Here is an 18,378-nt window from a genome sequence, read left to right on the forward strand (position 1 = left end):
TTGAAGATTTGATGATGTGAGAATTTGAAGATTATCAGGGATATGGAAAAAGATGACCTATTAGACGAAATCGACCCCTGGGGGGATGAAGCTTTTTTGAAAGAGTTACAAGGCCGACTTGATGATATTGAAAGCGGGAAAACTAAGGGGCTTTCATGGGAAGAAGTAACTCGCAGAGCCGAGGCTGAACTCAAAAAAATACGTAGTAGCTCGAAATAACCCAACGCGCGTCATGGCGAGGAACGAAGCCATCTCTACGAAGGACAGTCAGGAACCTTTATGTTGAAGTGACCTTGCACCCGCGGACAGGAAACTATTGAGTTTATTACTTCGGTGCAGGCATTTGCTTAGAGATTGCTTCGGACGCGGTTGGAAGCAACCACGCTCGCAATGACGTGATTGTGATATTTATTCGGTTCCAGGCCTTATAAACAACTCACCCCCCTTAATCCCTTCCTTCAAAAACTTTTGATAACAATCCTTAATATAAAGCTCCATTTCGTAATCGGTAGCCTTATGGGCAAAGGCATAAGTTGGGCGGTATTGCACAACAAATGCCGAAAGCGTATCTCCTTTTAACCCGGTTACCCTTGCCACCAGGCCGTGACTAAACTTCTGGTTTACATAGTCGGTTTTTTCATCGCGCAGCAAAAGCTTGTTGAATTTGTAGGCACGGGTGCTTTTTTTGGTGAGGGCACGCACTAACGTTACTATATCAATACTAAGCAACTGGCTGGTGCCATTACCGCCCGATGGGACAAAAGCATTAATAACCTTTGGCCCCTTGTAATTAAACTGTTTCGCGTAAAACTCCCGGTTTGCTGCTGAGTCCTTTTTAAAGTCGCGTTCACGATTGGAGCGTATGGTAACTTCGTTCAACACAATTTTGGCAGGCTCCAGCTCAATACGCAGGGTTTCCATGGTATTAGTCACCGGCAACTTAAAAGGTTTGTAGGTAAAGCAGGTTATTTTCAGGCTGTCAGTTGTGGATGCTGCGATACTGAAATCGCCAAGGATATTGGTAAATGCTATCTTACAGCCCACACGTACCATAGCGCCGTTAACGGGCAGTTTGGTATCTTTATCAAGCACCTTGCCTTTTATTTGCTGGCAGTAACAAAAGCCCGAAACGATCATAAAACTAAACAGCAGCAGGTATTTCATAGAGTGGCAGTATGAGGTTGCAGGTTTATCATCCACCCAAAAATAACTATCGGCATCAAGCTAAATAATTGTTTAACAACATTTAACAGATGGGATGTCCGTCCGTCCGCAGGAGAAGGGGCTCCGGCGGACGGACGGACACCCATGGGTTAAACCGGCAATTATCAGGGGAGCAAATCAAATTGTCACTAACTTACTTTACAGTCATTTATTTCCCGGTGATATAACATGGCGGAATTTGGCTAAAGCCGTATATTGTTATTTTATCTTTCCCGTTGGCTAAAGCCAGACGGCAATGAATTGAAAAAAATGTTTCATTGCCATCCCTTTTAAGGGACGGGACACGAACAACGCAATTGGGGCTTTAGCCAAAAACTGGAAGCGAAAATTTGATTTGCACCAATTAACAGTCTTACAATCAATGTTCAAAAAATCCTAGCTGCCGTCACGTTGATATATTGTCAACTATTTCACCTGACAAATCACAAACAACAAATCTTTTTCGCGGTAAGAAACAAAACAACATTAAATTATACCGGTAATTTAAAAATACCCCTTCCTTACCCACTTACTACGTAAATAGTAAAGGACGGCTGTGGTGGATGGCGAGAAATTAAAAATGAAACAGGAAGAAGTGTTTACTAACAAAATTAGTAAATATATTTATCTTTTCAAAGCATTATTTGATATTTATTTACTGCGATAAAAAACGTCCGTCCGGTTACCTGCCCTTGTATCTTTTGGACGGACGGACAGTTTACGGATATTTAATTGCGATACAATGCAGGGTGTCCGTCCGTCCGCAGGGACTGTAGTCTAACCGGACGGACGGACACCACGAACCGGCAATTTTCATCTTCCGGCCTTCATGCTGTCCGTCCGTCACAATATAGCCTTTCCCACCTGGCGGACGGACACCCTCGGGGAAATCGCTTTTGAATATGTAAAATATCAGGTGGCTCCGCTGGAGCCTAAATATTCAGGACATTAATTCTATAAACAGGCGACTCCGCTGGAGTCCGGGCGGCATTATTCACAGCTCCAGCGGAGCTACCTGTTTATAGTCGAAATGTCTCAATAAAAGGCTCCAGCGGAGCCCCCTGTTTTAAAAGCGATTCGCCTAGACGCCCCACGGATTAATATATCCCTCAACTTTTTTTTCTTTACTGACCTTCCCGACTTTCGGTGTTCTCAAAAATGCAATCAAAAAAATCCGAAATCGAAATTCCGACATCCGAAACGGCGCAGCCTTCTTTGAGCACCGTTGAAAACAAACAATAGCGAGAAAATCAAAAAAAACTATCTTTGCGCTATTATGAGCAAATCAACCGACGAACTTTTTAAAAACGTTATATCGCACGCAAAAGAATATGGCTTTGTTTTCCCTTCAAGCGAAATTTATGATGGCCTGAGCGCTGTTTATGATTACGGTCAGAACGGTGTGGAACTGAAAAATAACATCAAAACCTACTGGTGGAAAAGCATGGTGCAGATGCACGAGAACATTGTCGGCATTGATTCTGCCATATTTATGCACCCGAAGATATGGAAGGCCAGTGGTCACGTTGATGGTTTTAGCGACCCGATGATTGACAACAAGGACAGCAAAAAACGCTACCGTGCCGACCAGCTTTTAGAAGATAAAATTGAACGCTACACAAAAGACGGTAAAACCGATAAGGCTGAATTGTTGCAGGAGGAATTGGACGAGGCCTTAAAAATGGAAAACCTTGTACGTTTAAAAGACCTGATTGTACAACACGAAATTGCCGACCCTATCAGCGGCACCCGCAACTGGACGGATGTGCGCCAGTTTAACCTGATGTTCAGCACCCAAATGGGCGCCGTGGCTGATGATGCCGATGTGGTTTACCTGCGGCCTGAAACTGCCCAGGGGATATTTGTGAATTACCTGAACGTACAAAAATCGGGCAGGATGAAAATTCCTTTCGGGATAGCACAGATAGGTAAAGCCTTCCGTAACGAGGTGATTGCCCGCCAGTTTATTATCCGCATGCGCGAGTTTGAGCAGATGGAGATGCAATACTTTGTACGCCCTGGCACACAAAAAGAATGGTTTAATAAATGGAAAGAAACCCGCTTAAAATGGCATTTAGCCTTGGGAACCCCGGCCGAAAAATACCGTTACCACGAGCACGTTAAGCTGGCTCATTACGCCGATGCCGCTTTTGATATCGAGTTTGATTTTCCGTTTGGTTTTAAAGAGGTGGAAGGTATCCATAGCCGTACCGATTTTGATTTGAGCCAGCACCAGAAGTTCAGCACCAAAAAGATGCAGTATTTCGACCCGGAGATTGACCCGGCAACAGAAAAGCCTTACGGTAACTACATCCCTTACGTTATTGAAACCTCGATAGGTTTAGACAGGATGTTTTTATTAACGATGATCAACGCCTTTGAGGAAGAAGACCTTAGTACCGAAGAAAAACAGGACAGCCGCACCGTGTTGCGCCTGCACCCTTGTTTGGCCCCGGTAAAGGCAGCCATCTTCCCGTTAATTAAAAAAGACGGTCTGCCCGAAAAGGCGCGCGAAATAATGGACAGGCTGAAATTTGATTTCAACCTGCAATACGAAGAGAAGGATGCCATAGGCAAGCGTTACCGCAGGCAGGATGCAATAGGTACGCCGATATGTATCACTGTTGACCATCAGACATTAGAAGATAACACCGTTACCATCCGCCACCGCGATACTATGGCGCAGGAGCGTGTGGATGCAGGCCAGTTAGAGAAGATTTTAGGTGATTTGGTGAGCTGGAAGAATTTGTTGGGAGGATAAATATGCCTTCGTCTATAAATTTCGCCTTTCGGCAGATTATACCAAAATAATACAACTTTCATTCCTAATATTGCTGTACACCCCGGCAATATTAGGAACATGAAAAAGATCATCATCGCTATTTTACTGCTTTCAGCAGTAATCACATCGGTTTACGCGCAAAAAAAAGCGGCTTACCACGTTTCAAAAACATTCCATATCAAAAGCAGCGGCGGCTATGATTATATCACCGTCGATTCGGCTTCCGATAGGCTTTATGTATCGCATGGCAACCAGGTAAACGTATTAAACAAAACTACCGGCGACTCGATTGGTGTAATTAAAACCGAAAAGGATGTGCACGGCATTGCCATTGTACGCCAATTGGGCAAAGGGTACATTACCAATGGTTCGGCTGCCAGCGTAGCGGTTTTCGACCTAAAAACCTTTAAAATACTCGCCCATGTGCCGACAGGTATGTTTGCCGATGGAATTTTGTATGATGATTATTCAAAAAAGGTCATCAGCTGTAACGGCAAAAGCAAAAACATGACTTTTATTGACCCGGCAACTGATAAAGCCGTAGCCACAGTACAGCTTACCGGCTGGCCCGAAACCGCTGCCAGCGATGGCAAAGGCAAAGTATACGTTAACAATGCCGAAAAAAGCGAGATTGACGTGATAGACGCCACTACTTATAAAATAGTGAATACATGGCCAATTGCTCCGGGTAAAAGCGCTTCGGGCTTAGCTATTGACAGGAACACCATGCGTTTGTTTGCCGGCTGCGATAATAAATTACTGGTAGTGATGGACGCCACCAATGGCAAAGTAGTGACCACGTTGCCGATAGGCGATGAGTGCGATGCCGTAGGATTTGACAAAAAACTTAAAACAGTTTACTCATCAAATGGAGAAGGCACGTTAACCGTTATCAAAGAACTGTCAGCAAATAAATTCACGGTTGTTCAAAATCTTAAAACAAAAGCTGGTGCACGTACAATCGCTGTCGACCAGGTAACACACCTGTTGTACCTGCCTACCGGCAAGTTCGGCCCTAAAAAAGCAGGCGAATTCAGGCCCTCACTTATCCCGGGTACTTTTGAAGTATTGGTGGTAAGCAGCGGTTTATAATTATTGATAGGAGATTAGCGATTAGTTTACTATTTTTCGTTTTTAAACCCGGAACTCAAAAGCCGGGCATAATATAAATGGAAAGCAACCAAACCAAAATCGGCATCAAATCATGGGCAGAGGAAGACCGGCCACGCGAGAAACTAAGCGGGCAGGGTAGGCGTGCCTTAACTGATGCTGAACTGATTGCCATACTAATAGGTTCTGGCAGCAGGAACGAAACGGCTGTTGAATTAAGCAAACGCATCCTGCACCATTACGAAAACGACCTGAACAAGCTGGGCAAGGCCTCCATAGCCGAACTATCCAAATTTAAAGGCATCGGCGAAGCCAAAGCCATATCCATCATAGCCGCGCTCGAAATCGGAAGGAGAAGAAACGATACTGACAGCCCAGACCCGGAACATATCGGCAGCAGTCGTGACGCCTACAACATTATGAAGCGCCATTTCATCGACCTAAAACATGAAGAATTTTGGATAATGCTCACAACCCGCTCATCAAAAATGATAGCTAAAGAACTGATAAGCAGGGGCGGATTATCCGAAACGGCAGTTGATGCCAAGATTATTTTCGGCATGGCGCTGCAACACCAGGCCAGTAATATTTTCCTTTTCCATAACCACCCCTCGGGTAACTTAAGCCCAAGCCACCAGGATATTTACCTCACCAAAAAATTAGCCGAAGCCGGCAAGTTATTGGATATAAGGATTCTCGACCATTTGATTATCACGGATAAAGGCTTTTACAGTTTGGCGGATGAGGCGCATTTTTAGGGGAGTTTCTCACCATTCGTCATTGCGAGGAACGAAGCAACCTCTACATAGGACGTTCACGGACCTTAGTGTTTATGGTGACCTAAACGCGGCTGATAGGTCACCACAAAGCTTTTGCTTCGTTGATTTGCATACGTAGAGGTTGCTTCGTTCCTCGCAATGACGAGACTGAGAAGTTCTTCGCATTTTTGAAACAACCTTAATACAATAGCGTTATCTTTAAACAAAAATTTAACGCTATGATAACTCCAGACAACCAAATACCCATCGACGATCAGAACGAAAACGACGCCGATGACCAGCTAAGCCAGAAAGACGTACATTCAAATGGTTTGGATGATTTGCCAGAGTCGGGCGATACAGTAGATTATGCTGACCCGGACAAACTACAGCGTGCCTACGATGCATCGGAATCAGCCTACACGCTTGATATCGGTGATGATGGCGATACGGATAATGATGATTAATACGCCCCTCTAAATCTCCCCTAAAGGGGAGACTTTTTTTCTTTCGGACTTTACCGATTTTCGGTCTTTCCGAACTCTTTTCTCACTTTCGGACTTTCCGTCTTCCCGACTTTCGGACTAATTCCTATCTTTGCCGATTATCATTTAGCTGTAATGAAGATATCGTATAATTGGCTTAAAGAATTTATTGATACCGATAAAACTCCCGGAGAGATTTCAACCATATTAACCGGCACTGGTTTGGAGGTGGAGAGCCTCGAAAAAGTGCACGCTGTTCCCGGTGGACTGGAAGGCCTGGTGATTGGCTTCGTAAAGGAGCGTTACCAGCACCCCAATGCCGACAGGTTAAGTGTCACCAAAGTTGATGTTGGCACAGGTGAAGATTTACAGATAGTTTGCGGCGCACATAACGTGGCAGCCGGTCAAAAAGTGGTAGTGGCTACCGTTGGTACAACCGTATACCCAACCGTTGGCGAGCCATTTAAAATAAACAAATCGAAAATACGTGGCGAGGTATCCGAAGGGATGATCTGTGCCGAGGATGAAATTGGCCTGGGCAACGACCATGCCGGCATTATGGTACTCGACGCTGATGCCGAAGTAGGCTCGCTGGCCAAAGAATACTTTAAACTTAACGACGATTACCTTTACGAAATAGGCTTAACCCCTAACCGTGCCGATGCAACTTCGCATTTAGGTACGGCAAGGGATATTACTGCGTTCCTGAAAATCGGCATAAAAAAGCCGGATGTTTCGGCATTTAAGGTTGATGATACCAGTCGCACAATTAAGGTTGTGGTGGAGAATGAGGCTGCAAGTCCGAGGTATTCGGGTGTTACCATATCAGGCGTTGAGGTTAAAGAATCCCCAAAATGGATTAAAGAAAGATTGGCGGTTATCGGCATCCGTTCGATCAATAACATTGTTGATGCCACCAACTACGTGCTGCATGATTTAGGACAACCCCTGCATGCCTTTGATGCCGACGCGATAAAAGGCGATACCGTCATCGTAAAAAACTATCCCGAAGGTACCACCTTCAAAACTTTGGATGACGTTGAGCGCAAGTTGAGCGCCGATGATTTGATGATAGGTAATGCCGAAGCCCCAATGTGTATAGCCGGTGTGTTTGGCGGTGTGGATTCGGGTGTAAAGGCATCAACCAAAAATATATTCCTGGAGAGCGCTTATTTTAACGCGGTTTCAGTTCGTAAGACATCGAAACGCCACGGGTTGAAGACTGATGCCTCGTTCCGTTTTGAGCGTGGTACTGACCCGGATATGACCGTATTTGCCCTTAAACGTGCAGCGCTGCTAATCCAGGAAATTGCCGGTGGAAAGATATCGTCAGAGATATCGGATAATTATCCAAACCCGGTTTCACCTTTTGAAATTGAGGTAACTTATAAAAACATCCACAGGCTAATTGGCAAGGAAATTCCGCATGGAGAAATCAAGGGCATATTAACCGCTTTGGATATCCAAATTGTTGGCGAAACAGGGGAGGGGCTTTCACTAAAAGTACCGCCATACCGTGTGGACATTACCCGTGAGGTGGATATTGTCGAAGAGATACTGCGTATTTACGGGTATAACAATATCGAAATCCCTACGCAAATCAGGGCATCATTAAATAACTCGCAAAGGCCGGAAAAGGATACTGTTCAGAATTTGATTTCGGATATGCTGAGCGCCAATGGCTTTAACGAGATTATGTCGAACTCGCTTACGAAGTCGGCTTATTCATCAAACCTGGATACAGCGGTTAAGATTCTGAACCCCTTAAGCAGCGATTTAGACGTAATGCGCCAAACTTTGATCTATTCAGGATTGGAAGCCATCGCCTACAACACCAACCGCAGGAATGCTGATTTGAAATTATACGAGTTCGGCAAGGTTTACGAGCTGAAGGAAGATAAATATAGCGAAACACAACGGTTCGCCCTGTTCATATCGGGCGTTGATAAACCCGAGCAATGGAACCAAAAGGCAAAGGCTGTATCGTTTTACAACCTGAAGGCAATTGTTGATGGCATCATCACTAAATTAAACATCGGCGATTTAACGCTGGAAGATTCAACCTGCAGCAAATTTGCCTGGGGCATGCAATACAAACGCAACGGCAAGCAACTGGTTAAATTCGGCAAGGTATCGGCAGATGCTTTGAAAAAGGTTGATGTGGATAAGGAAGTATTTTGTGCCGATTTTAATTTCGACATGATATTAATGGCAGTCCGCAAAAACAAAATTGTATTCCAGGATGTGCCTAAGTTCCCATCGGTTCGTCGCGACCTTTCGATGCTGATTGATAAAGCGGTAACCTTTGGCCAGCTTAAACAAATAGCTGAAAGAACTGAGCGCAAGCTATTGCAGGATGTAAGCGTGTTTGATGTTTACGAAGGCGACAAGCTGCCGGCTGGTAAAAAGTCTTACGCGTTGAGCTTTATCATCCAGGACAGTGAAAAAACGCTGACCGATAAAGCCATCGACAGCATTATGCAAAAGTTAATTTATAATTTAGGCAAAGAAGCAGGAGCGGAGATCAGAAAATAATTAGTGAATGGGTGAATTAGTGAATTAATGATTAAGTAATTGTAAATTTGAAAATAAGTGAGTTCCGGGATTTGTGATTGGTATTTAAATATTAATTAATATATTCAGCCCTTAAAACATTAGCAAAAAAATAAATTCACTAATTCGCCAACTCAGTAATTCACTAATTAAACCATGGCCTTAGCAGAGCAGTTAAATTCAATTGTTGAAAGAACGGAGCGCTTAATAGAGCTTTGTGCTGCTTTGCAGGAGGAAAATGACTTGTTGAAGCTGGAAAGCCAGTCGCTTTCGGTGGCGCTGGATGCAAGCCGGAACAAGACAAAAGAGCTTGATGAAAAGCTCCGCGCATTGAAGATGGCGAAGTCGTTTTCAGAAACAAATGAAAAAAGTCTTGACATAAAGCAAAAAATTAACGAATTTGTGCAGGAAATAGATAAGTGTATTGTATTATTGAAGAAATAATACAAAAAGTGAAGCTCAAATGGGAGAAATCTCCATAAAAATAAACATTGCTGACAGAGTTTACCCCTTAAAGGTAAACATGGAAGAAGAAGAAATAATACGTAGGGCAGCCAAACTGATTAACGACCGGATAAAAGAATACCAGGAAAATTACGCAGTTAGGGATAAACAGGATTTGCTTTCGATGTGTGTGTTGCATTATGCAACCTCATCATTAAAAGCTGATATGAAGGTTTCGGTAGAAGATACCGAAGTGACAGACAAGGTTTACCAGTTGGATTATTTATTATCAGAATTTTTTTCAAAGCAATAAACGTTCTTTACATACAAACAGAGCAATTAAGATTTAACCGCAGTTAAATTTTAAGTTTCACTATTAAAAACTTAACGCTTCAATATAGATGGATGGAAGCGGATTCGTTAATCGTAATGGTTAAACGGGAAGCCGTGGGTCCATATTCGAAAAGAAGTTTTTAGATACATGAACCTTAGAAATTAGTTGCGGTTTTTTTTATTATATACCAATTATAGACATGAGTAATACATTATTATACCTTATCATCGGAGTGTTGATAGGGGGACTACCGGGGTTCTTACTCGGACGGTTTTTACTGAAAAAGCTATTCAAAGACCAGGAAGTAGCAGCCCAGGGCAAAGTAAAGAAGATTTTAAAGGATGCTGAAAATGATGCGGAAATCCTTAAAAAGAACAGGTTACTTGAAGCCAAAGAGAAGTTTTTGCAGTTGAAAGCTGAGCACGAGCAGCAAATTAACGAGAAAAACAACGTTATTAATCAGCGTGAAAACGGCGTTAAGCAAAAAGAGCAATCGTTAAACCAACGCCTCGAAAACCAAAACCGCAAGGATACCGAGTTGGATAATCTGCGCAAAAACCTGGAGCGCCAAACGGAAATTGTTACTAAAAAGCAGGAAGAAGTTGAAGTGCTGAAAAATTCGCACGTGCAGCAGCTGGAAACTATTGCAGGCTTATCTGCCGAGGATGCCAAAAATCAACTTATTGACAATCTGCGCGAAGAAGCCCGCAGCAAGGCTATGGCCCAGATAAAAGACATTGTTGACGAAGCTAAATTAACTGCTACCAAAGAAGCCAAAAAGATAGTTATCCAAACCATCCAGCGTACAGCTACTGAAGCGGCAATAGAGAATACTGTATCTATTTTCAATATCGAAAATGACGAGATTAAAGGCCGCATCATCGGTCGTGAAGGTCGTAACATCCGTGCGCTGGAAGCGGCTACCGGTATCGAAATTATTGTGGATGATACCCCGGAGGCCATTATTTTATCAGGTTTCGACCCTGTACGCAGGGAGATTGCCCGTCTGGCCATGCACCGCCTGGTAACGGACGGACGCATACACCCTGCACGTATTGAAGAAGTGGTTGCTAAAACCAAAAAGCAGATAGAAGAAGAAATTGTTGAAATAGGCGAGCGTACCGTAATCGATTTAGGTATTAGCGGCCTGCACCCGGAATTGATCCGTATGGTAGGCAGGATGCGTTACCGTTCATCGTACGGGCAAAACCTTTTGCAGCACTCACGCGAGGTGGCTAACTTCTGCGCCACCATGGCTGCCGAATTAGGACTGAATGTTAAACTCGCCAAACGTGCCGGCTTACTGCATGACATTGGTAAAGTGCCTGATGACAACCCGGAATTGCCGCATGCAATTTTAGGTATGCAGCTGGCCGAAAAATATAAGGAGCATCCTGAAGTTTGTAACGCCATAGGTGCCCACCACGATGAGGTGGAAATGACTTCGATGTTGTCGCCAATTATACAGGTTTGTGATGCCATATCAGGCGCAAGGCCGGGTGCACGCCGTGAGGTGGTTGAAAGCTACATCAAGCGTTTAAAAGAGCTGGAAGAGCTTGCATTATCATACCCTGGTGTTGAGAAAACATTTGCTATACAAGCTGGTCGTGAATTGCGCGTGGTTGTTGAAAGCGAAAAGATTAGTGATGCACAATCAGAAGTATTGGCGGCAGATATATCAAACCGCATACAAACCGAAATGACATACCCCGGCCAGATAAAGGTTACCGTAATAAGGGAAACCAGGTCGGTAGCGTTTGCGAAATAAATTAATTGCAACCCTCTCTGTAAAAGGAGAGGGTTTTATAATTTATAAACCGTGGCAACTAACAATAATTCGGGCAAAAGCGCAAAAATGCACACCAGTGGTGGTTCTGCGTTAGCAGATAAACGGCCTGTTGATGTTTATTTTGACAAATACGCCGAAAGCCATCAAAATCCAACAAATAAAAGTATTCACTGGGTATGTGTGCCACTTATCGTATTTAGTTTGTTAGGGTTGTTTTGGGCTATTCCGTTTCCTTACTTAAAATTTTTAGGCAAATATAACGGCTTCGTTAACTGGGCATCGTTTTTAATTGGCTTCAGTATCTATTACTATTATAAGCTTTCACCGGTGTTGTCGTACTTAATGCTGCTTATATTATTTGCTTTTAGCTATGGAATTATAGAGCTGGATACCTGGCAAAAAGCCGGTGGTCCGGCCATATGGCAGGTATGCCTGGCTATTTTCATAATTTCATGGGTTGGGCAATTTATAGGCCATAAGATCGAGGGTAAAAAGCCTTCTTTTTTAGATGATCTTAAGTTTTTGCTTATTGGTCCTATTTGGCTGCTTCATTTTATATTGAAGAAGTTTTCAATAAGATATTAGAAGAAGAGTCAAGACTCAAGAGAATAGGAGCCAGGAAAGTTGGCAGATGTTCTTCCTACCGATATCTATTAATCCTGATTCCTGACGACTCTATTGCTGGATCTTCCCCGCTACATATTTTTGCCAAGCTTATCCAACATATCCTGCGGTATTTTTTCCAGGTCGAGTACCAAAAAACCGTCCAGGCAATCGGCAAATTTAGGGTCGATGTTGAAGCAGATGATTTTAGCATTGAGGCCGATGTATTGGCGCAGCAATACAGGTACTTTTAGGCTCCTGGTTTCCACTTCGGAAATCAAATTATCCAATCCTTTAAAACTGTCCTCTCCCGACATGAGCAGGTCAGTATCAATGCTGCCAAGGTCAACTTTGAATTTTTTGCGTGGCTTTACGTACTGTGCCATTTCTTCGTCAAAGTGATTGCGGTTAATGTAGTCAACAATCAGCGATTTTGAGAAGTTGGAGAAAGAGTTGCTGATGCTTACCGGTCCGATTAAATAGCGATAGCGCGGGTTATCGATCAAATATTTTAATATGCCTTTCCAAAGTAAAAACAGAGGTAAAGGCTTCAACTGGTATTCCTTACGTATCCACGACCGGCCCAGTTCAATGCTCTTTTTAAGCACCGGTGTAAATTGCGATTTTATCTTAAACAATTCCGAAACGTAGAAGCCTTTTTTGCCTATACTGTAAAATATCTCGTCGCCCAGGCCAATACGGTAGGCACCGACAAGCATTTTTGCATCGGTATCCCAAATAAATAAATGGTGGTAATAAATATCATACTCATCCAGGTCGATAGATTTGTTGGTGCCCTCGCCAATCTCGCGGAAGGTAACCTCGCGCAACCGGCCAATTTCGCGGATGGTGCAGGGAATGAGGGTTGTGGGGGCAATGTACACTTCGTAGTTTTTCTCAACCCAAATACGGTAATCATCACGCAGCGCCGAGATTTCTTTATCAAGTATATCGCCGGCAATGGCTGGTGCTATTTCGGCAGGCTGTTTTTTTATCTTAAAAAGGTTACGCGGGTTGAAAATCTTCTTTTCGTCTTCAAGCCCGGTGCCTAATGCATAGGTACGAGCCCTTAAATAGTTAAGCAGTTTGGCGCTATTGGTGTAATCGGGTATATCAACAACATTTATCGGCTTGCCAATGCGCAGTTTAATGGTGTGCCCGTGCTTGTTAAAAAGTTCAGACGGTAGTTTAGCGGTACGTAACGCCGGGTGTATCAAGCTAAGCAAGTTAAACAGCAGCCCGTTATTGCCATGGAAATAAATTGGTACTACAGGTACCTTTGCTTTGGCTATTATCTTACCTACAACCGGGTGCCATAGCCTGTCGGTTACCTGTTGTTTATCTACTTTATAGGTAGATACTTCTCCTGCAGGGAATATGCCTATTGGCGTACCGTTGGCAAGCAATTCGAGCGTGTTTTTTAAGCCGCTGATGCTTGATGAATGTTCCACATTTTCAAACGGGTTTACGGCGATAAAGTAATCAGCAAGGTTGGGTATTTTTTTGAGCAGGAAGTTGGCCATCAGTTTGGCATCGGGCCTAACCATGCAAAGCATCTTTAACAATACCATGCCTTCTATACCGCCGTACGGGTGGTTGGCTATGGCAATAAAGGCGCCGGTTTTGGGTATATGTTTTAAATCGCTTTCGTCAAACTCGATATCAATGCCGCAGCCTTCTAATATTGCATCAACAAACTCGGGGCCTACTTTTGGCTGTGCCTGGGCAAACAGGTCGTTTACCTGGTTTATCTTCATTAACTCCATCAACAGGCCGGCCAGCCCGGGCATGCGCAGCTTATCAAGCTTAGTGGCTTTGGCAAATTCTTCGGTGGTAATTACTTTCATACTTATAAAATAAACCCTGTTGATAGGGCCATAAATATCCTGAAAAATTATTTAATTTAACCCTGATAAACCTGTTAATGAAAACGCGGATAAAAAATTACCTGTCGATAACCAAAAAGGAATGGAATGGTTTGGTTGTACTGGTTGTTTTGATTGCATTGGTACTTGCCGCGCCCTATGTTTATCAGGTGTTCCGCAAAGATAATACAATAAATTTCAAAGATTTTAACAAAGCAGCAGCGCAATTAAACAAAGCGGGCGCCAAATCCGGCTTCGACCCTGACAAAGAAGCGCCCGAAACCCCGGAAAAGAAAACGCCGCCGGTTATGTTTCCTTTTAACCCTAATATCCTAACTATATCGCAATGGCAACAATTGGGATTGAATGAGCACCAGGCCGAAGTGATAAAGCATTACACCGATAAGGGCGGCAGATTTTATAACAAGCAGGATTTAAAGAAGATATATGCCATCACCCCTGATGATTATAAGCGACTGGAGCCATACATCAGTATCCCCGACGCAGTTTATACGTCAAACAAAATTAAGCCCGGCGAAATCATCGAACTAAATAGCGCCGATTCGGCAAAGCTGACAGCGTTGAGGGGCGTTGGACCTGCATCGGCTGTAGTAATTTTGCGTTACCGTAATAGGCTCGGCGGCTTCTACCGCAAGGAACAATTGAAAGAAGTTTATGGAATAGACTCACTTCGCTATGAAGAAATAAAATCTCAGGTCTCGGTAAACCCGGCAAAAATCAAAAAGTTACCCATCAATTCTATATCGTTCGATCAATTGCGGTTATTCCCTTATCTGAATTACAAACAGGTTAACGCTGTAATTGAATACCGTAAACAGCATGGCAATTATAATTCAATGGATGATTTGAAAAATATTGTGCTGTTGGATGCCGGAATTTTACGTAAAATTGAACCATATATAAGTTTTAAATGATAGCGCAGCAAATAAAATCGGCCATACGCGATATACCTGATTTCCCGAAGCCGGGAATAATATTTAAGGATATCACACCTATATTAAAAAGTCCAGCTTTATGCGAAAGCATAGTAAATGCCTTTGCCGAAAAATTGCAGGGCACCCACATTGATGCCATTGCCGGGATTGAAAGCCGGGGTTTTTTATTTGGACTAACACTGGCAACTAAAATGGGCGTACCTTTTGTGCCGGTACGCAAGGCTGGCAAGCTGCCGTTCACCATAAAACAAAAGGCTTATAAACTGGAATACGGCACAGCCGTCATTGAACTCCATACCGATGCATTCGAGCCAGGCCAGCATATATTGATACACGACGACCTGCTGGCAACCGGTGGCACCGCATTAGCCGCCAGCGAACTGATACAGGAAATGGGTGGAATAGTTGCAGGTTTTTCCTTTGTGGTTGAATTAGGTTTTTTGAATGGGAGAGAACGGATTGAGGAAGTTTGCAATAAGGTAGTGGTGTTGGCGGAGTATTGATTGATAAAAATGCCTGGTCTTGTAATAATTAAAGCCAAAATTAAAGTCCTAACCGCCGAGGAAGGCGGCAAAAGACGAACGTGTATTTTTAGTGGATATCGGCCAAATCACGTATTTGAGGTTCCGGTGAATAATTACCTTATAACCTACATAGGTGATGTGATTTTCGATTATCCAGAAATATGCCCAGGTGATGAAAAAGAAGTTATTGTAAGATTTATTAAAGATCAGCCGATTGATAAATATCTATTTGTAGGCAATAAATGGAGAATTCAAGAGGGAAGTAATTTGATTGCGACAGGAGAAATTTTAGAATTACTTTGACCTCGGTACATACCCCTATTCCCCCTAAACCTACAATTCATACCATATACCAAAAGTGTCCCTTTTCATAGTTGTTATAAGCAAACCAATGCGTAAAATATTATGTTACTTTGCTAAAAATCAATTATAAATACATGGATTCTTTGCTCACCGATGTACCTGCCGGGTACGATTTTTCTATAAATGATAATCAAAAAATGATAGGCCAGATGGCCAGGGATTTTGCCGAAAAACATATTCGCCCGCACGTGATGGAATGGGATGAGACGCAGCATTTCCCAATTGAATTATTCAAGCAATTAGGCGAACTGGGTATGATGAGCGTGTTTGTGCCCGCAGAATATGGTGGCTCAGGTTTCGGGTATTTTGAATATGTAACTGTTATTGTTGAAATTGCTAAGGTTTGCGGGTCGATAGGTTTATCGCTTGCGGCGCATAATTCATTATGTACCGGTCACATCCTTGCCTTTGGCAGCGAGGAACAAAAACACCGCTGGCTGCCGAAACTTGCGACTGCTGAATGGTTGGGAGCATGGGGCCTAACTGAAGCTAACACCGGGTCGGATGCAATGGGAATGAACACAACTGCCGTTTTAGATGGCGACCACTATATTGTAAATGGTTCAAAAAACTGGATAACACATGGTAAATCTGGCAATGTGGCCGTGGTGATGGTGCGCACCGGTGAAAAAGGTGACTCAAAAGGAATATCAGCTATTGTTATTGAAAAAGGTACACCTGGCTTTACCCATGGCAAAAAAGAAAACAAGCTGGGCATGCGTGCTTCTGAAACAACAGAATTAATATTTGATAATTGCCGTGTACCAAAAGAAAATTTATTAGGTGTGGAAGGCGAGGGCTTTAAGCAGGCAATGAAGGTACTTGATGGCGGCCGTATATCTATCGCTGCTTTATCATTAGGTATTGCAAAAGGCGCTTTTGAAGCTGCTGTGGCTTACTCAAAAGAACGCAAGCAGTTTGGACAAGCAATAAGCAATTTTCAGGGTATCGCCTTTAAACTGGCGGACATGGCTACCGAAATAGAAGCAGCCGAACTGTTGATAATGCAGGCGGCCGATTTGAAAAACAGGCACATGCCGGTTACCAAACAGTCGGCCATGGCGAAGTATTTTGCATCGGAAGTTGCCGTACGTACGGCAACAGAGGCTGTACAGATATTTGGTGGCTACGGTTATACCAAGGATTTCCCGGTTGAAAAATATTACCGTGACGCCAAACTATGCACAATAGGTGAGGGGACAAGTGAGATACAGAAGATTGTGATAAGCAGGGAAGTACTGAAGTAGGGGTTGTAAGATTGAAATGTCATAAAGTTGAAATGCTATTAAATTAATAGTCAGCAAAAACCTTACAACTTTTCAACCTTAAAACATTTCTATAAACCCCTTTCATATTCAAAACTAAATACTTACCTTTGCCCTCCCTGAAAGGAGGTATTTGGGAATTATGATCATTATTAACGTAAAAGACGGCGAATCATTAGATAAAGCATTGAAACGCTTCAAGAAGAAATTTGAAAAGACCGGTGTTTTAAGAGAACTTCGCAGTCGCCAGGCATTTGAGAAAAAATCAATTACCCGTCGTCACGAAATTAAACACGCCATCTACAAGCAGAATATGAACTTAGAAACCACCGTTTAATTCTTTTAAAAGAATTTTCGATTTTCTAATCAAAATATCAAAACTATTTGTACATTCATAGTCCGGATGTACAAGTAGTTTTTATGTTTATAGACCGTTTTATCCGTTATATTAAGTTCGAAAAGCGGTACTCTCCGCATACTGTATCGGCCTATCAATCAGACCTTGACCAGTTCATGTCGTTTCTGAATAACCCCGACAACACAATACCACCGCCAGTTCCTGAAATTACGCACCCCAACCAAATTACGCATTATCATATCCGTAACTGGATGGTTGAGTTAATGAACCATAAAATTTTAGCCCGTTCGGTAAATCGTAAAATAGCCACGCTGCGCAAGTATTTTAAGTTTATGGTGCAGGAAGGGGTGATTGAAATAAATCCGGCATCCAAAATCAATACGCCCAAAATTCCAAAAAATTTACCTGTTATCGTTGAAGATGTCAAGCTAACTCAAATGCTTGACGAAAACCAGGTGTTTAGCCACGATTTTAAAGGCCTGCGGGACAAACTGGTGATTGAAATGCTGTTTGGCACCGGCATGCGCCTTTCGGAGCTGCTGGGCGTTAAGGATGCCGATATAAACGTTTACGAAGGCACCATAAAGGTTTTGGGTAAGCGTAATAAGGAGCGCATTATCCCGGTAAACAATGAGTTGAAATTATTAATAGCTGAATACCAGGAGTTAAAGAAAAAGCAGGATTTTTTCGGTAACAATTCGTTAACCTTAATCGTTACAGATAAAGGAGCCAATGCTTATTCAAAGCTCATTTATTTAATAGTGCAGAAGTATTTATCTTATATATCAACCCAAAATAAAAGAAGCCCGCATGTGTTGCGGCATACCTTTGCCACCAGCCTGTTAAACAGGGGCGCCGATTTAAATGCTATTAAAGAACTTTTGGGCCACGCCAACCTAAGCGCAACCCAAATTTATACACACAATTCCGTTGAACGATTAAAGTCTATTTACAAACAAGCCCATCCAAAGGCTTAACAAAGGAGG

18 protein-coding genes are annotated in these 18,378 nt (G+C 42.9%); 16 read left to right on the plus strand and 2 right to left on the minus strand.

Annotation, left to right across the window (positions count from 1 at the left end):
• The first annotated feature begins 42 nt into the window (after nucleotides 1–42).
• Nucleotides 43–219 (plus strand): addiction module protein, encoded by a 177-nt coding sequence (locus NAF19_RS09960; RefSeq protein WP_252789897.1) that lies wholly within the window; start codon nucleotides 43–45, stop codon nucleotides 217–219.
• A gap of 189 nt (nucleotides 220–408) precedes the next feature.
• On the opposite strand, the gene NAF19_RS09965 is transcribed toward NAF19_RS09960, so the two are convergent.
• A complete protein-coding gene (locus tag NAF19_RS09965) occupies nucleotides 409–1,164 on the minus strand; it encodes a peptidase associated/transthyretin-like domain-containing protein (protein WP_252789898.1) in 756 nt (251 codons plus the stop codon).
• Between the two features lie 1,315 nt (nucleotides 1,165–2,479).
• Here NAF19_RS09965 and NAF19_RS09970 point away from each other — a divergent pair.
• From NAF19_RS09970 to NAF19_RS10010, 9 genes are all read left to right on the plus strand, one after another.
• Nucleotides 2,480–3,964, plus strand: a complete 1,485-nt coding sequence (locus tag NAF19_RS09970; protein WP_252789899.1) for a glycine--tRNA ligase — start codon at nucleotides 2,480–2,482, stop codon at nucleotides 3,962–3,964.
• Between the two features lie 99 nt (nucleotides 3,965–4,063).
• Nucleotides 4,064–5,077, plus strand: a complete 1,014-nt coding sequence (locus NAF19_RS09975) for a YncE family protein (protein WP_252789900.1) — start codon at nucleotides 4,064–4,066, stop codon at nucleotides 5,075–5,077.
• Nucleotides 5,078–5,154: 77 nt separating this feature from the next.
• Complete coding sequence (gene radC, locus NAF19_RS09980; RefSeq protein ID WP_252789901.1) at nucleotides 5,155–5,853, plus strand: RadC family protein; 699 nt, start codon at nucleotides 5,155–5,157, stop codon at nucleotides 5,851–5,853.
• Nucleotides 5,854–6,092: 239 nt separating this feature from the next.
• Nucleotides 6,093–6,320 carry a hypothetical protein gene (locus NAF19_RS09985; RefSeq protein ID WP_252789902.1) on the plus strand — a complete coding sequence of 76 codons (228 nt, stop codon included), beginning with the start codon at nucleotides 6,093–6,095 and terminating at the stop codon, nucleotides 6,318–6,320.
• A 153-nt stretch (nucleotides 6,321–6,473) separates the two neighbouring features.
• The gene (pheT, locus tag NAF19_RS09990) at nucleotides 6,474–8,873 is read left to right on the plus strand and encodes a phenylalanine--tRNA ligase subunit beta (RefSeq protein WP_252789903.1); all 2,400 of its coding nucleotides are present in this window, start codon (nucleotides 6,474–6,476) and stop codon (nucleotides 8,871–8,873) included.
• Nucleotides 8,874–9,047: 174 nt separating this feature from the next.
• Nucleotides 9,048–9,335: a hypothetical protein gene (locus tag NAF19_RS09995; RefSeq protein WP_252789904.1), complete on the plus strand. Its 288-nt coding sequence runs from the start codon at nucleotides 9,048–9,050 to the stop codon at nucleotides 9,333–9,335.
• A 19-nt stretch (nucleotides 9,336–9,354) separates the two neighbouring features.
• Nucleotides 9,355–9,648, plus strand: a complete 294-nt coding sequence (locus NAF19_RS10000) for a cell division protein ZapA (protein WP_252789905.1) — start codon at nucleotides 9,355–9,357, stop codon at nucleotides 9,646–9,648.
• 220 nt (nucleotides 9,649–9,868) lie between these two features.
• The gene (gene rny / locus NAF19_RS10005; protein WP_252789906.1) at nucleotides 9,869–11,437 is read left to right on the plus strand and encodes a ribonuclease Y; all 1,569 of its coding nucleotides are present in this window, start codon (nucleotides 9,869–9,871) and stop codon (nucleotides 11,435–11,437) included.
• Between the two features lie 87 nt (nucleotides 11,438–11,524).
• Nucleotides 11,525–12,043 carry an Mpo1 family 2-hydroxy fatty acid dioxygenase gene (locus tag NAF19_RS10010; RefSeq protein WP_252789971.1) on the plus strand — a complete coding sequence of 173 codons (519 nt, stop codon included), beginning with the start codon at nucleotides 11,525–11,527 and terminating at the stop codon, nucleotides 12,041–12,043.
• Nucleotides 12,044–12,153: 110 nt separating this feature from the next.
• On the opposite strand, the gene NAF19_RS10015 is transcribed toward NAF19_RS10010, so the two are convergent.
• Complete coding sequence (locus tag NAF19_RS10015) at nucleotides 12,154–13,908, minus strand: bifunctional lysophospholipid acyltransferase family protein/GNAT family N-acetyltransferase (protein WP_252789907.1); 1,755 nt, start codon at nucleotides 13,906–13,908, stop codon at nucleotides 12,154–12,156.
• Nucleotides 13,909–13,985: 77 nt separating this feature from the next.
• On the opposite strand from NAF19_RS10015, the gene NAF19_RS10020 reads away from it, so the two are divergent.
• The 6 genes from NAF19_RS10020 to NAF19_RS10045 all read left to right on the plus strand — a co-directional run bounded on the left by NAF19_RS10020 (nucleotide 13,986) and on the right by NAF19_RS10045 (nucleotide 18,369).
• Nucleotides 13,986–14,861, plus strand: a complete 876-nt coding sequence (locus NAF19_RS10020; RefSeq protein ID WP_252789908.1) for a ComEA family DNA-binding protein — start codon at nucleotides 13,986–13,988, stop codon at nucleotides 14,859–14,861.
• Nucleotides 14,858–15,385 carry an adenine phosphoribosyltransferase gene (locus NAF19_RS10025; RefSeq protein WP_252789909.1) on the plus strand — a complete coding sequence of 176 codons (528 nt, stop codon included), beginning with the start codon at nucleotides 14,858–14,860 and terminating at the stop codon, nucleotides 15,383–15,385. Before NAF19_RS10020 ends, NAF19_RS10025 begins: the two co-directional genes overlap by 4 nt.
• A 9-nt stretch (nucleotides 15,386–15,394) precedes the next feature.
• Nucleotides 15,395–15,709 (plus strand): EF-Tu C-terminal domain-related protein, encoded by a 315-nt coding sequence (locus NAF19_RS10030; protein ID WP_252789910.1) that lies wholly within the window; start codon nucleotides 15,395–15,397, stop codon nucleotides 15,707–15,709.
• A 134-nt stretch (nucleotides 15,710–15,843) separates the two neighbouring features.
• Nucleotides 15,844–17,016 carry an acyl-CoA dehydrogenase gene (locus NAF19_RS10035; protein ID WP_252789911.1) on the plus strand — a complete coding sequence of 391 codons (1,173 nt, stop codon included), beginning with the start codon at nucleotides 15,844–15,846 and terminating at the stop codon, nucleotides 17,014–17,016.
• Between the two features lie 160 nt (nucleotides 17,017–17,176).
• Complete coding sequence (gene rpsU / locus NAF19_RS10040) at nucleotides 17,177–17,371, plus strand: 30S ribosomal protein S21 (protein ID WP_067059690.1); 195 nt, start codon at nucleotides 17,177–17,179, stop codon at nucleotides 17,369–17,371.
• A 47-nt stretch (nucleotides 17,372–17,418) separates the two neighbouring features.
• Nucleotides 17,419–18,369 carry a tyrosine-type recombinase/integrase gene (locus NAF19_RS10045; RefSeq protein ID WP_370362867.1) on the plus strand — a complete coding sequence of 317 codons (951 nt, stop codon included), beginning with the start codon at nucleotides 17,419–17,421 and terminating at the stop codon, nucleotides 18,367–18,369.
• The last annotated feature ends 9 nt before the right edge of the window (nucleotides 18,370–18,378 follow it).

This window comes from Mucilaginibacter flavidus (assembly GCF_024055575.1).
Taxonomy (GTDB): domain Bacteria; phylum Bacteroidota; class Bacteroidia; order Sphingobacteriales; family Sphingobacteriaceae; genus Mucilaginibacter; species Mucilaginibacter flavidus.